We start from the raw sequence: 13,590 nt of genomic DNA, 5'->3' as shown, positions 1-13,590 counted from the left end.
GCGCCGCCTCGATGGTGTTGCGCATGGCGCGGCCGGCGATGACGACTTCTCGGCCGGACGCCCGCGCGGCGCGGATTGCCGTCGCGATGCGGTCGACGTGGGAGGCAAACGTGGTGACGGCGACGCGGCCCATGGCCTGCTTCACGATCCGCATGATCGTCTCTGCAACGTCCGCCTCCGATGGCGAGAAGCCCTCGCGCAGAACATTGGTCGAGTCGCACACGAGCACGTCGACGCCATCGTCGCCAATGGCGCGCAGGCGCTTCTCGTCCATGCCCTGCCCCAGCACCGGCATGCGGTCGATCTTCCAGTCGCCGGAATGGACGACGGTCCCCTGCTTCGTCTTGATGACTAGTGCAGTCGGTTCGGGAATGGAATGCGTGACCGAGACAAACTCGCAGGCGAACGGCCCCAAGGTGAATTTGGAACCGACCGGCATGACCTTCACCGGCACGACCTCATCGAGGCCAGCTTCCTTCAGCTTCAGCGCGAGGATCTGTGCGGCGAAGGGCGTGCAGTAGACGGGACATTCAAGCTGCGGCCACAGCCACGCCACCGCGCCCAGATGATCCTCATGCGCATGGGTGAGCACAAGGCCATGCAGGTTGCTCTTGTTGCTGGCGATGAAGCCCACATCCGGCAGGATGACGTCGATGCCGGGATCCGTTTCCTCGCCGAACTTCACGCCGAGGTCGACCATCAGCCACTGCCGGTCGTCGGAGGGGCCGGTGCCGTAGCAATAGCAATTCATGCCGATCTCGCCGGTGCCGCCAAGGGGCAGGAAGACGAGGTCATTGTGGTGGTCGGATCTGCGCCTGGCGTTCATTGTGCCTTCTGTCTCAATGCTTCAAGTTCGGCGAACCTGACCTCGCCTGAGTGAATGTGTGTGGCCTGCCCGTCAGGCCCCGTCAGGATCAGCGCACCATCTGCCGCCAGTCCTGTGAAGGTTCCGTGCAGGTCCTTTGGTCCCAGAGTGGCCGTCACGTGGCCCCCGAGGCCCAGTGCGCGTGCGGCCCAATCCTTTCGGATGAGGCTGAAACCCCTGCCCTCGTCCCAGAGTTTCAAACGATTTGAAAGGTTTGAATCGAGTTCCTGCAAGACCGATTCTACGGCAAGTCCGGCGCCCAGCGCCGTCACCGGATAGGGGGTGCCTTTTGGAGCATGGGCCACATTTATTCCGCAGCCGATGGCGATGCGTGTCGGCGCGGAGCCAACCACTTCCGGCAGAACACCGCAGAACTTGGCGCCGCCGATCAGCACATCGTTCGGCCACTTGATGCGGGGTGCAAGGTGCGGGCAAAGCGCCGTCACGGTGTCATGGACGGCTAGCGCCGCCACGAAACTGACCTGTGCCACCACATCGAGCCCGGCCGATACGCTGAACAGGAAGGTTGCATAGAGGTTTCCGGGCTCGCTCACCCAGTTCCGGCCGAGGCGGCCGCGGCCGCCTGTCTGCTCGTCCGCCAATAGCCAGAGAGGCCCGCGCTCACCGGTTTCGGCGAGCCTGCGGGCCTCCAGATTGGTCGAATCGATCCGGTCGAAATGGCGGACCGGATGTCCGGTCTTGAGCTTCAATAGAGCGACTGCGCGGCCTGCGCCGCAAGGTCGATCAGCGGATTGGCGAACAGCACGAACAGCAGGATGAAGGCACCAGAGGCATAGGCCACGAGCCTCACTTCGCCATCCATGTCATCGAAGCATTCGGCGGGTTCATCGAAGTAGATGATCTTGACGATGCGCAGATAGTAGTAGGCGCCGACGACAGACGTGACCACGCCGATGATGGAGAGCGTGAACAACCCGGCCTTCACGGCGGCGAGGAACACAAAATACTTGGCGAAGAAGCCCGCAAGCGGCGGAATGCCGGCCAGCGAGAACATCAGCATGGCGAATACGAAAGCGAGGCCCTTGTTGTTGCGGGCGAGCCCGGAGAGATCGCTGATCTCTTCCACCATGAAGCCCTTGCGGCGCATGGCGATCACGCAGGCGAAAGTGCCTAGCGTCATGATCATGTAGATCATCATGTAGACGACGACGCCCTGCACGCCCTCGACCGTTCCGGCGGCGAGGCCGACCAGAGCGTAGCCCATGTTGCCGATCGAGGAATAGGCCAGCAGGCGCTTGATGTTGGTCTGGCCGATAGCGGCAAACGCACCAAGGGCCATGGAGGCGATCGACACGAAGACGATGATCTGCTGCCAGTCCGGCACCACATGTCCGAAAGGGCCGACCATGGTGCGAACCAGAAGTGCCGCCGCAGCCACCTTTGGCGCTGCCGCGAAGAAGGCGGTGACGGGTGTCGGCGCGCCCTCGTAGACGTCGGGCGTCCACATGTGGAAGGGCACGGCGGAAATCTTGAAGGCGAGGCCGGCGATGATGAAGACGAGGCCGAAGATGAGGCCGACGCCCGCTCCATGAGCGGCGAGAGATTCAGCGATCTGCGGGAAGGCGGTCGAGCCGGTGAAGCCATAGACCAGCGAGGAGCCGTAGAGCAGCATGCCGGAGGAAAGCGCTCCCAGCACGAAATACTTGAGGCCAGCCTCGGAGGCCCTGGCCGAGTCGCGGTTGATGGCGGCCAGCACATAGAGCGCCAGAGACTGCAGCTCGAGGCCCATGTAGAGCGCGATCAGGTTGTTGGCCGAGATCATCATCATCATGCCGACGGTGGCCAGCAGGATGAGGATGGGATACTCGAAGCGCTGCGAGCCGTCGCGCTTCATGAAGTTGACGGACAGCGCCACGGCGACGGCCGAGCCGAAGAGAGCCAGAACCTTCATAACGCGTGCGAAGGTGTCGACCACGAAGGCGCCGTTGAAGGCAGTCTCCCTGCCCTCGCCGCCCCAGATGACGAGTGTCGCAGCGAGGCCAAGCGAAATCAGAGCGCCCAGAGTGACGGAGTCCGTCGCATCGCCCTTGCGGAACACGCCGAACATGAGGAGCGCCATGGCCAGAATCGCCAGCACGATCTCCGGGAGAACCGCTACGGCGTCAGCCTGTTCGAGAAGCCACATGGGGTCTTGGTCCTTACTGCAGCGAGGCCGTCGCCAGCGCCTGTGCGGCAAGGGCGGCCTCGTTCAACGGCTTGATGATGGCTTCGACCGAGGGGCCGAAGAGGTCGAGGATCGGCGAGGGATAGGCGCCGAAGAAAATGGTCATGACGACGAGCGGCAGGAGTGTCGCCAGTTCGCGCGCCGTCATGTCGGGCAGGTGCATCAGCGCCGGCTTCTCCAGCTTGCCGAACACCACGCGGCGGTAGAGCCAGAGGGCATAGGCCGCCGAGAGGATGACGCCGAAGGTGGCGAAGAAGGCGACCCAGGTGTTGGACTTGAAAGCGCCCATCAGCGACAGGAACTCACCGACGAAGCCGCTGGTGCCTGGCAGGCCGACATTCGCCATGGTGAAGACCATGAAGGTGAAGGCATAGAGCGGCATGGTCTTGACGAGGCCGCCATAGGCCTTGATCTCGCGGGTGTGCATGCGGTCGTAGACGACGCCGACACAGAGGAAGAGCGCGCCGGACACGAGGCCGTGGCTGATCATCTGGAACATGGCGCCGTCGATGCCCTGACGGTTGAGCGAGAATATGCCCATCGTCACGAAGCCCATGTGTGCGACCGAGGAATAGGCGATGAGCTTCTTCATGTCCTCCTGCATCAACGCCACCAGCGAGGTGTAGATGATGGCGACGACGGAGAGCACGTAGACGAAGTCCTGGAAATAGAGCGAGGCATCCGGGAACATGGGCAGCGAGAAACGCAGGAAGCCGTAGCCGCCCATCTTCAGAAGGATCGCGGCCAGGATGACCGAGCCGGCGGTCGGCGCCTCGACGTGGGCGTCGGGCAGCCAGGTGTGCACCGGCCACATCGGCATCTTCACCGCGAAGGAGGCGAAGAAGGCGAGCCAAAGCCACTTCTGGGCTTCAGCCGAGAAGCCCGGATTGGCCAGAAGCTGAACGATGTCCGTCGTGCCGCTCGTCCAGTACATGTAGATGATGGCAAGGAGCATCAGCACCGAGCCAAGCAACGTGTAGAGGAAGAACTTGAAGCTGGCGTAGACGCGGCGCGGGCCGCCCCAGATGCCGATGATCAGGAACATCGGGATGAGGCCAGCCTCGAAGAACAGGTAGAACAGCACCATGTCCAGCGCGCAGAACACGCCGATCATCAGCGTTTCCAGTACGAGGAAGGCGATCATGTATTCCTTCACGCGCGTCGTCACATGCCACGACGCGAGGATGCAGATCGGCATCAGGAATGTCGTGAGGATGACGAAGGGCATGGAGATGCCATCGACACCCATCTGGTAGATGGCGGCGCCGCCCAGCCACTCGCGTTTCTCGAGGAACTGGAATCCCGCCGCGTTGCTGTCGAAGCCGGCCCAGATGAAGAGCGAGAGCAGGAAGGTGACGACAGTGGTCCACAGCGCCATCCAGCGGATGTTGCGGTCGGCCGTCTCGTCGTCTCCGCGCACGAAGAGGATGAACAGCACGCCGAGCAGCGGCAGAAAGGTGACGACCGAGAGAATGGGCCAGCTCGACATCAGTGTGCGCCCCCGAACAAGAACCAGGAAATCAATGCGGCGACACCAATCATCATGGCGAAGGCATAGTGATAGACATAGCCGGTCTGCAGCCGCACGACGCCCTTGGTGACATCGTTGACGACCGATGAGACGCCATCGGGGCCGAAGCCGTCGATGATCATGCCGTCGCCCTTCTTCCAGAAGAAGCGGCCGAGCCACATGGCGGGACGCACGAAAATCAGGTCATAGAGCTCGTCGAAATACCACTTGTTGAGCAGGAACTTGTAGACGGGCCAATGCTGTTCAGCGAGCTTCTGCGGGAGCGACGTGTTCCTGATGTAGAACATGAAGGCCAGTGCAAAACCTAGCACCATGGCGACGAAGGGCGACCAGATCACCCAGCCCGGAACATCGTGCATGGTGTGCATGATCTCGTTCTCGGCGACGGCGCCGTGCCAGAATTCCTTGAACTCGTGGCCGATGAAATAGTCCTTGAACACGAAGCCCGCCGCTAGCGCGCCAACCGCCAGCACATAGAGCGGGATCAGCATCACGTTGGGGCTCTCGTGGACGTGGTCCATCGTCTCCTTGTCGGCGCGCGGCGTGCCGTGGAAGGTCATGAAGGCAAGGCGCCATGAATAGAACGAGGTGCAGAAGGCGGCGACGATGAGCAGCACGTAGGCAAAGCCCCAGCCCGAGGCATAGGCGCTCTCGATCACCGCGTCCTTCGAGAAGTAACCCGCCGTGAAGGGGAAGCCGGTGAGAGCAAGGTTTCCAATGATCATCATCGCCCAGGTGATGCGGATGTGGGGTGCCAAGCCCCCCATCTTGCGCATGTCCTGTTCACCCGACATGGCGTGGATCACCGAGCCCGAGCCCAGGAACAGCAGCGCCTTGAAGAAGGCGTGCGTGAAGAGATGGAACACGCCCACGCCATAGGCGCCGACGCCCAGCGCCACGAACATGTAGCCAAGCTGAGAACACGTCGAATAAGCGATGACGCGCTTGATGTCGTTCTGGACGAGGCCGACGGTGGCCGCGAAGAATGCAGTGATGGCGCCGATGACGACAACGACCGACTTGGCGTCGGGCGCCAGTTCGAACATGGGCGACATGCGGGCGACGAGGAACACGCCTGCGGTCACCATCGTGGCGGCATGGATGAGGGCCGAGACAGGTGTCGGGCCTTCCATCGCGTCCGGCAGCCAGGTGTGCAGCAGGAACTGCGCCGACTTGCCCATGGCCCCCATGAACAGCAGCAGGCAGAGGACGGTCAGGACATCGAGTTCCCACGACAGGAAGTGGAAGGTCTTGCCCGCCTGCCCCGCAGCGGCGCCGAAGATGGTGTCGAAATCGACCGAACCGAAGACGAAGAAGCAACCGAAGATGCCAAGCGCGAAGCCGAAGTCGCCCACGCGGTTGACGACGAAGGCCTTGATGGCGGCGGCATTGGCACTCTCGCGCGTGTACCAGAAGCCGATGAGCAGGTAGGACGCAAGGCCCACGCCTTCCCAGCCGAAGAACATCTGCACGAGGTTGTCGGACGTCACGAGCATGAGCATCGCGAAGGTGAAGAGCGAGAGATAGGCGAAGAAGCGCGGCTGGTGCTCGTCGTGGCTCATGTAGCCGAGCGAATAGATGTGAACGAGGGCCGAGACGGTGTTCACGACCACCAGCATGACGGCGGTGAGCGTGTCGACCCGGATCACCCAGTTGGCCGACAGCGTGCCGGAATTGATCCAGCGCAGGATCTCGACCTTCTCGGCATAGGGCTCGTGCAGGAAGCCAGTGAAGACATACCAGGAGAGAACCGCCGAGACGCAGAGCAGCAGCGTGGTGGGGTACATGGGCCAGGCCGGGCCATCATAATGGCCGTGGTGGCCATGGTCGTCATGGCCATGTGCGCCGTGATCATCGTGCGCGTGGACGTGATGCTCGCCGTAGACGTCGGAGTCCTTGCCGAGACTCTTGAAAGCCTTGGTGCCGAAGAGCCCGGCGATGAGCGCGCCCAGCAGCGGCAGGAAGACGATGGCGGTATAGACGGTGTGCATGATCGCCATCAGCCCTTCATGAGATTGATGTCTTCAACCGCGATGGTGCCGCGGTTTCGGAAGTAAGTGACCAGGATGGCAAGGCCGATCGCCGCCTCGCCCGCGGCAACTGTGAGCACCAGAAGCGCGAAGACCTGCCCCACCAGATCGCCAAGTGCCGTCGAGAAGGCCACGAGGTTGATATTGACGGCGAGCAGCATGAGTTCGATCGACATCAGGATGACGATGACGTTCTTGCGGTTCAGGAAGATGCCGAAGATGCCGACCGTGAACAGGATCGCCGCGACGGTGAGATAGTGTGAGAGGCCGATTTCCATGGCTCAGATCCCCTGCCCCGGCTTGACCTTGATGATCTCGATGGCGGTCGCCGGATTGCGGGCCACCTGATCGGCGATGTTCTGGCGCTTCACACCTTCCTTGTGGCGGAGCGTCAGCACGATGGCGCCCACCATGGCGACCAGCAGCACGAGGCCCGCCGCCTGGAAGTAGTAGATGAAGTCAGTGTAGAGGATGCGGCCCAAGGCTTCGGTGTTGGTGATGTCAGTGGGCGTCGGCGCTGCGCGCGTCGACACGCTGCCGGGGTCGATGACCCATGATCCCAGAACGAGGGCCAATTCCACAAGCACGATGAGGCCGATGGTGGCGCCGACTGGAAGGTAGTTCAGCATGCCCTGCCGGAGTTCCACGAAGTCGACATCGAGCATCATCACGACGAAGAGGAACAGCACGGCGACGGCGCCGACATAGACCACGACGAGGATCATCGCGAGGAACTCGGCACCCATGAGGATGAAGAGGCCCGCCGCGTTGAAGAAGCAGAGGATGAGGAACAGGACCGAGTGAACAGGGTTCCGGGCCGAGATGACCATCACGGCGGAGGCCACGGCCACGGCCGAGAAGAGGTAGAAGAACAGTGCGGGTATCATGGCTCTCTCCTCTACCGGTAGGCCGCGTCGGCCGCGATGTTGCTCGCGATTTCGCGTTCCCAGCGGTCACCGTTGGCCAAGAGTCTCTCCTTGTTGAAGAGAAGTTCCTCGCGCGTTTCGGTGGCGAATTCGAAATTGGGGCCTTCGACGATTGCGTCGACGGGACAGGCTTCCTGGCAGAAGCCGCAGTAGATGCACTTCACCATGTCGATGTCGTATCGGGTGGTGCGGCGCGTCCCGTCATTGCGGCGGGGACCGGCCTCGATGGTGATGGCCTGCGCCGGGCAGATCGCCTCGCAGAGCTTGCAGGCGATGCAACGTTCCTCACCGTTGGGATAACGGCGGAGCGCATGTTCGCCACGGAAGCGGGGCGACAGCGGGCCCTTCTCGTTCGGATAGTTGATCGTCGCCTTGGGCGCGAAGAAGTAGCGCATCGCCATGATCGTGGCGGACACGAACTCCTTCAGGAACAGCGAGCGGGCGGCTTGTGCAACTCTCATGTCATTTACCCGAAGATGGATTTCATGCGATCGCCCAGGAACAGCCCGAGGATCGGCATCAGAACGAGGCTCTGGATCTTGACCAGGAGCATGATGGTCTTGGGGCTGATGCCCTGCTCCTGCGTGGTCTTTGCCTTTTCGTAGCGCCAGCGCAGCGACGGATAGAGCGAACGGTTGATGACCGCAAGCTCCACGATGCCGATGCCGAGGAAGATGAGCGCTCCGACGAGGCTGTAGAACGTCATGGCGCCCATCCGAAGGCGACGAGCACGCCGGCCGTCAGCGCTACCCAGAACAGCGAGATGGGCAGGAACACCTTCCAGCCTAGACGCATCAGCTGGTCGTAGCGGTAGCGCGGTACAATGGCCTTGACCATCGCGAACATGAAGAAGACGAACACCAGCTTGATCAGGAACCAGATGATTCCCGGCACCCAGTTCAGCACGGCGATGTCGATGATGGGCAGCCAGCCGCCGAGGAACAGGATGGTCGTCATCGCGCACATCAGCACGATCGCCACGTATTCGCCGAGCATGAACAGCAGGTAGGGCGTGGACGAATATTCCACCATGAAGCCGGCGACGAGTTCGGACTCCGCTTCCACGAGGTCGAAGGGTGGGCGGTTGGTTTCCGCCAAAGCCGACACGAAGAAGATGATGAACATCGGGAACAGCGGGATGAAGTACCAGTCGAGGAACGACCCCGGCAGGCCCAGCATGGTGCCGAGCCCGGTCTTCTGCGACAGTACGATCTCGGTCAGGTTGAGCGAGCCCGCACAGAGAAGAACGGTGACGATGACGAAGCCGATCGAGACTTCGTAGGAGACCATCTGCGCGGCCGAGCGCAGTGCCGAGAGGAAGGGATACTTCGAGTTAGACGCCCAGCCGCCCATGATGACGCCATAGACGCCGAGCGAGGAGAGCGCGAAGAGATATAGGATGCCGACGTTGATGTCGGAGATGACCCAGCGGCCTTCGGTCAAGCCGAAGAACGAGCCTTCCGACACCGGCACCACGGCCCAGGCCGCGAGCGCCAGCGTGGCGGTGACGAGCGGCGCAATCACGAAGACGCCCTTGTTGGCGCCGTCGGGAATGACCACTTCCTTCAGCGCGAACTTGATGAGGTCGGCGAAGGATTGCATCAACCCCCAGGGTCCGACGACATTGGGGCCGCGGCGCATCTGCACGGCCGCCCAGATCTTGCGGTCTCCCCACAGGAGGAACGCGACAATGACCAGCAGCGCCGACATGAAGCCGAAGCTCACGACGATCCAGAACAGCAGGGCGAGGAGCATCTCGGTCATGGATTTACTCCGCAGCCTCAAGCTTCCGCACATTCTTCAGGGCCGAACATTCGGCCATGATCTTCGATGCGCGTGCAATCGGGTTGGTCATGTAGAAGTCGATGACGGGCGAGCGGAAGGGCTCGTTCGAAAGGGCACCTTCCGCCTTCGCCAGATCGGCGAGTTCGGCCGTTGGAGCGGGCGTGATGTGGTCAAGGCGCATCAGCTGCGGGGCCACCTTGTACATGGCGGTGCGCAGTTCATCGATGTTGTTCCACGGCAGGGTTGAGCCCAGCGCGTCTGACAGCGCGCGGAAGATCGCCCAGTCCTCACGGGCATCTCCCGGCGGGAAGGATGCGCGCTGCGTCATCTGCGGGCGGCCCTCGGTGTTGACGTAGGTCACCTGCTTTTCGACATAGGCCGCACCGGCGAAGATCACGTCGGCACGGTGGGCGCCCGCATCGCCATGGGTTCCGACATAGACCACGAAGGTGGAGCCCAAAGCGGTGGTGTCGATCTCGTCGGCGCCGATGAGGAACAGCACATCGAGTTCACCGGCCTTGGCTGCCGCCAGCATTTCGTTCGTCGTCTTGCCGCCATCCTTCGAGGGCAGCGCGCAGACATCGAGAGCGCCGACGCGGCCTGCCGCCGTATGCAGCACATTGAAGCCGTTCCAGCCATCCTTGACCACGCCGGTCATCTCGGCGGCCTTGTAGGCGGCGGCGAGCACAGCAGCGCCATCGGCCCGGGCAAGAGCGCCCTGCCCGATGATGAACATCGGCTTCTGGGCCTGTGCGGGCGCATGGTCCACAAGCTTTGCCAGCGTGTCGGTTCCGGCCCCCAGATAGGTGTAGGAATAGGTGAGGTCGGCCTGCTCGCCGATGACCCCGATGGTGCAGCCGCCGCGCGCCACGCGCTTGCGGATGCGGGCGTTGAGCACCGGCGCTTCAAGGCGCGGATTGGTGCCGATCAGAAGGATTGCGTCAGCCTCTTCGATACCGGCAATCGAGGTGTTGAAGAGATAGCCTGCACGGCCGCCGCGCTCGCCCAGCGGCGAGCCATCCTGGCGGCAGTCGATGTTCTTGATACCGAGCTGGTCGGCAAGCTGGCGGACCGAGAAGGCTTCTTCTGCCCCGACAAGGTCACCGAGGATGATGCCGACACGGTCCGGCTTCGCCGACTTCATCTTCTGCGCCACGCGCATGAAGGCCTCGGGCCAAGAGGTGGCACGGAGCTTTCCGATTTCGCGGACATAGGGGCGGTCGAGGCGTTGCGACTTGAGGCCATCCCACACGAAGCGGGTCTTGTCGGAAATCCACTCCTCGTTCACCGCTTCATGGGTGCGGGGAAGGATGCGCATCACTTCGCGGCCGCGCGCGTCGACGCGGATGTTGGAGCCGACCGCATCCATCGCGTCGATGGTCTCGGTCTTGCGCAGTTCCCACGGCCGCGCCTTGAACTCATAGGGCTTGGAGGTCAGCGCGCCGACCGGGCAAAGGTCGATGATGTTGCCCTGAAGTTCGGACGAGATCGCGCGGTTCAGGTAGGTGGTGATCTCCATGTCCTCGCCACGGCCCGTCGCACCCATCTCCTCGATGCCGGCGACTTCGGTGGTGAAGCGGACGCAGCGCGTGCACTGGATGCAGCGGTTCATCGAGGTCTTGACCAGCGGGCCCAGGTACTTGTCCTCGACGGCCCGCTTGTTCTCGTGGAAGCGGTTCTTGGACACGCCATAGGCCATGGCCTGGTCCTGCAGGTCGCACTCACCGCCCTGGTCGCAGATGGGGCAGTCAAGCGGATGGTTGATGAGCAGGAATTCCATCACGCCTTCGCGCGCCTTCTTCACCATCGGGGTCTTGGTGAAGACCTCCGGCGGCTCGCCATTGGGGCCGGGGCGCAGGTCGTTCACCGACATGGCGCAGGAGGCCTGCGGCTTCGGCGGCCCGCCCTTCACTTCCACAAGGCACATGCGGCAGTTGCCGGCGATCGAGAGCCGTTCGTGATAGCAGAAGCGCGGCACTTCGGCTCCGGCCTGCTCGCAGGCCTGAAGGAGCGTCAGGCCGTTCTCGACCTCCAGCTCCACTCCATCGATCTTGATCTTAGGCATTCGCTTGCTCGCTCATCACGTCGTTCACTGCACTGCCGGGCAGCGCCGCAAACCGGTTTTGTCGTCTCTGGACATCAGCAGCCGGTCCTGAGCATTCAGTCCCAGCACGAAGTCCTCGTCGAATGTGTCGTCGCCGCCTTCCGAGCCGCAGTCTTTCGCGGACCCCAAGAGGAAGTCGCCGTCCTTTGTCCAGGCCTTCACCGTGCACAACCAGCCATAGTTGCCGATGTGGGTGCCCTCGGCATCCCTCTCGAGCTTGAGGGGCGCGCCCTCGCTGTCGTCGGCATATTGGCATTCGTCATATTCCGTCACGGACCAGCGGCCGAGCAGCTGCTCGATCTCGACGGCATAGGCGGACGATGCGGACGTCATCGAAGCGATGACCGCCGTCGCCAAGCCCATGCTGCCGATGCCCGCTGCCCGCATCATCTCACTCCGCCGCGTGGCGCACGGCGCCGTCGTGGTCGGGGTTCGCGGCATACTGGTCTATGCGTTCCTCGATGACATGGCGGAAATGGGTGATGAGGCCCTGGATCGGCCAGGCCGCCGCGTCGCCCAGCGCGCAGATGGTGTGGCCTTCGATCTGCTTCGAGACGTCCAGGAGCATGTCAATCTCGCGCTTCTCGGCGCGGCCCTCGGCCATGCGGGTCATCACGCGCCACATCCAGCCCGTGCCTTCGCGGCAGGGCGTGCACTGGCCGCAGGACTCGTGCTTGTAGAAGTAGGCGAGCCGCGCGATGGCCTTGATGAGATCGGTCGACTTGTCCATGACGATCACAGCCGCCGTGCCAAGGCCCGAGCGCAGCTTCGACAGCGAGTCGAAGTCCATCGGCGTGTCGATGATCTGCGCGGCCGGAACCATGCGGACAGACGAGCCGCCGGGGATGACGGCCAGCAGATTGTCGAAGCCGCCGCGCACGCCGCCGGCGTGACGCTCGATCAGTTCGCGGAACGGGATGCCGAGTTCTTCTTCGACCACGCAGGGCTTGTTCACGTGGCCCGAGATGCAGAACAGCTTCGTGCCCACGTTGTTCGGGCGGCCGATGGAATTGAACCAGGTGGCGCCACGCCGCATGATGGTGCCCGCGACCGCGATCGATTCGACGTTGTTCACCGTCGTCGGCGCGCCATAGAGGCCCACGTTCGCCGGGAACGGCGGCTTCATGCGCGGCTGGCCCTTCTTGCCTTCGAGGCTTTCGAGCATCGCGGTTTCTTCGCCGCAGATATAGGCGCCGGCGCCATGGTGGACGATGACGTCGAAGTCCCAGCCATGGACATTGTTCTTGCCGATGAGGCGGGCCTCATAGGCCTGGTCGACGGCGGCCTGCAGGTGCTCGCGCTCGCGGATGAATTCGCCGCGCACATAGATATAGGCCGCGTGGCAGCCCATGGCGGCGCCCGCGATGAGGCAGCCTTCCACCAGCAGATGCGGCTCGTGCCTCAGGATTTCACGGTCCTTGCAGGTGCCGGGCTCGGATTCGTCCGCGTTGACGACCAGATAATGCGGACGCTCGCCGATGACCTTCGGCATGAACGACCACTTGAGACCCGTCGGGAAGCCCGCGCCGCCGCGTCCGCGGAGACCCGAGGACTTCATCTCGTTGACCATCCAGTCGCGGCCCTTGTCGATGAAAGCCTTGGTTCCATTCCAGCAGCCGCGCTTCTTCGCGCCATCGAGGCCCCAGTCGTGGAAGCCGTAGATGTTGGTGAAGATGCGGTCCTTGTCAGCGAGCATCGCCTGTCCTCACTTCTTCGTCGGCCGGTCGCCGACCTCGTTCTCGGGCCGCCAGCCGGTGGCCAGCTTCTTCGCCTGCATGATCCAGTCATCGCGCCTGGCGCGGCCCTTGAATCCTTCCAGCCGCTCATCCACCCAGTTCAGTTCCTTCGGACCCCACAAGGCGATCTGGTCGAAATGCCAGATGCCCATGCCGTTCAGCATGGCTTCGAGCTTTGGACCAACGCCCCATATCAGCTTGAGATCGTCGGATTGCTCGCCTTTCGGCTTGCTGAGCAGTTCCGGCTTGCCGTCCTCGGAGGCGGCTTCGTCACGGGCGGGCTGAATCTTCTGCTCGGCGAACTTGATGGGCTGCGGGGCCTTCTCGTTGGTGATCTCCACCGCCTTCACTTCGGCCATGGGCTTCAGCACGACAGGAGCCGCGGGCGCCACGGCCGCCGGTGCTGCCGCAGGCGCCTCGGCGGGCGG

Annotated in this window: 13 protein-coding genes and 1 pseudogene; all 14 read right to left on the bottom strand. The window is 62.9% G+C overall.

Annotated features, from left to right (window positions below; genetic code table 11):
- On the bottom strand, positions 1 to 826 hold an 826-nt coding region (locus ACEW8Q_RS02155), incomplete at its 3' end, for a ribonuclease J (protein WP_373502408.1).
- Entirely contained in the window at positions 823 to 1,575 is a 753-nt protein-coding gene (locus tag ACEW8Q_RS02150) for a biotin--[acetyl-CoA-carboxylase] ligase (protein WP_373502407.1), read from the bottom strand. The genes ACEW8Q_RS02155 and ACEW8Q_RS02150, both read right to left, overlap by 4 nt.
- Entirely contained in the window at positions 1,572 to 3,011 is a 1,440-nt protein-coding gene (gene nuoN, locus ACEW8Q_RS02145; RefSeq protein WP_373502406.1) for an NADH-quinone oxidoreductase subunit NuoN, read from the bottom strand. The genes ACEW8Q_RS02150 and nuoN overlap by 4 nt, the downstream gene beginning before the upstream one ends.
- 13 nt (positions 3,012 to 3,024) lie before the next feature.
- A complete protein-coding gene (locus tag ACEW8Q_RS02140) occupies positions 3,025 to 4,539 on the bottom strand; it encodes an NADH-quinone oxidoreductase subunit M (RefSeq protein ID WP_373502405.1) in 1,515 nt (504 codons plus the stop codon).
- Positions 4,539 to 6,581, bottom strand: coding sequence for an NADH-quinone oxidoreductase subunit L (gene nuoL, locus ACEW8Q_RS02135; protein WP_373502404.1), 2,043 nt, complete (start codon positions 6,579 to 6,581; stop codon positions 4,539 to 4,541). The genes ACEW8Q_RS02140 and nuoL overlap by 1 nt, the downstream gene beginning before the upstream one ends.
- Positions 6,581 to 6,889 (bottom strand): NADH-quinone oxidoreductase subunit NuoK, encoded by a 309-nt coding sequence (gene nuoK / locus ACEW8Q_RS02130; RefSeq protein WP_373502403.1) that lies wholly within the window; start codon positions 6,887 to 6,889, stop codon positions 6,581 to 6,583. The genes nuoL and nuoK overlap by 1 nt, the downstream gene beginning before the upstream one ends.
- 3 nt (positions 6,890 to 6,892) lie before the next feature.
- On the bottom strand, positions 6,893 to 7,498 hold the full coding sequence (locus ACEW8Q_RS02125; RefSeq protein WP_373502402.1) for an NADH-quinone oxidoreductase subunit J: 606 nt from the start codon (positions 7,496 to 7,498) through the stop codon (positions 6,893 to 6,895).
- An 11-nt stretch (positions 7,499 to 7,509) separates the two neighbouring features.
- Positions 7,510 to 7,998, bottom strand: coding sequence for an NADH-quinone oxidoreductase subunit NuoI (gene nuoI, locus ACEW8Q_RS02120; RefSeq protein ID WP_373502401.1), 489 nt, complete (start codon positions 7,996 to 7,998; stop codon positions 7,510 to 7,512).
- A 5-nt stretch (positions 7,999 to 8,003) separates the two neighbouring features.
- Entirely contained in the window at positions 8,004 to 8,243 is a 240-nt protein-coding gene (locus ACEW8Q_RS02115; protein ID WP_373502400.1) for a hypothetical protein, read from the bottom strand.
- Positions 8,240 to 9,292 carry an NADH-quinone oxidoreductase subunit NuoH gene (nuoH, locus tag ACEW8Q_RS02110; RefSeq protein WP_373502409.1) on the bottom strand — a complete coding sequence of 351 codons (1,053 nt, stop codon included), beginning with the start codon at positions 9,290 to 9,292 and terminating at the stop codon, positions 8,240 to 8,242. Before nuoH ends, ACEW8Q_RS02115 begins: the two co-directional genes overlap by 4 nt.
- A gap of 13 nt (positions 9,293 to 9,305) precedes the next feature.
- The gene (gene nuoG, locus ACEW8Q_RS02105; RefSeq protein WP_373502399.1) at positions 9,306 to 11,387 is read right to left on the bottom strand and encodes an NADH-quinone oxidoreductase subunit NuoG; all 2,082 of its coding nucleotides are present in this window, start codon (positions 11,385 to 11,387) and stop codon (positions 9,306 to 9,308) included.
- A gap of 24 nt (positions 11,388 to 11,411) precedes the next feature.
- Complete coding sequence (locus ACEW8Q_RS02100; protein ID WP_373502398.1) at positions 11,412 to 11,816, bottom strand: hypothetical protein; 405 nt, start codon at positions 11,814 to 11,816, stop codon at positions 11,412 to 11,414.
- A gap of 1 nt (position 11,817) precedes the next feature.
- The gene (gene nuoF / locus ACEW8Q_RS02095; RefSeq protein ID WP_373502397.1) at positions 11,818 to 13,122 is read right to left on the bottom strand and encodes an NADH-quinone oxidoreductase subunit NuoF; all 1,305 of its coding nucleotides are present in this window, start codon (positions 13,120 to 13,122) and stop codon (positions 11,818 to 11,820) included.
- A gap of 9 nt (positions 13,123 to 13,131) precedes the next feature.
- Positions 13,132 to 13,590 (bottom strand): annotated as a pseudogene (locus tag ACEW8Q_RS02090) (NADH-quinone oxidoreductase subunit NuoE); the annotation flags it as partial.

It is taken from the genome of Aestuariivirga sp. (genome assembly GCF_041738905.1).
Lineage (GTDB): Bacteria > Pseudomonadota > Alphaproteobacteria > Rhizobiales > Aestuariivirgaceae > Aestuariivirga.
Note: the sequence above shows the minus strand (reverse complement) of the source record. Positions and strands in the feature narration are given on the sequence as shown.

What these genes read in the sequence shown, in the direction of transcription:
- nuoN (WP_373502406.1), bottom strand. Translation starts at nt 3,011, where the DNA reads ATGTGGCTTCTCGAACAGGCTGACGCCGTAGCGGTTCTCCCGGAGATC.
- ACEW8Q_RS02140 (WP_373502405.1), bottom strand. Translation starts at nt 4,539, where the DNA reads ATGTCGAGCTGGCCCATTCTCTCGGTCGTCACCTTTCTGCCGCTGCTC.
- nuoL (WP_373502404.1), bottom strand. Translation starts at nt 6,581, where the DNA reads ATGGCGATCATGCACACCGTCTATACCGCCATCGTCTTCCTGCCGCTG.
- nuoK (WP_373502403.1), bottom strand. Translation starts at nt 6,889, where the DNA reads ATGGAAATCGGCCTCTCACACTATCTCACCGTCGCGGCGATCCTGTTC.
- ACEW8Q_RS02125 (WP_373502402.1), bottom strand. Translation starts at nt 7,498, where the DNA reads ATGATACCCGCACTGTTCTTCTACCTCTTCTCGGCCGTGGCCGTGGCC.
- nuoI (WP_373502401.1), bottom strand. Translation starts at nt 7,998, where the DNA reads ATGAGAGTTGCACAAGCCGCCCGCTCGCTGTTCCTGAAGGAGTTCGTG.
- ACEW8Q_RS02115 (WP_373502400.1), bottom strand. Translation starts at nt 8,243, where the DNA reads ATGACGTTCTACAGCCTCGTCGGAGCGCTCATCTTCCTCGGCATCGGC.
- nuoH (WP_373502409.1), bottom strand. Translation starts at nt 9,292, where the DNA reads ATGCTCCTCGCCCTGCTGTTCTGGATCGTCGTGAGCTTCGGCTTCATG.
- nuoG (WP_373502399.1), bottom strand. Translation starts at nt 11,387, where the DNA reads ATGCCTAAGATCAAGATCGATGGAGTGGAGCTGGAGGTCGAGAACGGC.
- ACEW8Q_RS02100 (WP_373502398.1), bottom strand. Translation starts at nt 11,816, where the DNA reads ATGATGCGGGCAGCGGGCATCGGCAGCATGGGCTTGGCGACGGCGGTC.
- nuoF (WP_373502397.1), bottom strand. Translation starts at nt 13,122, where the DNA reads ATGCTCGCTGACAAGGACCGCATCTTCACCAACATCTACGGCTTCCAC.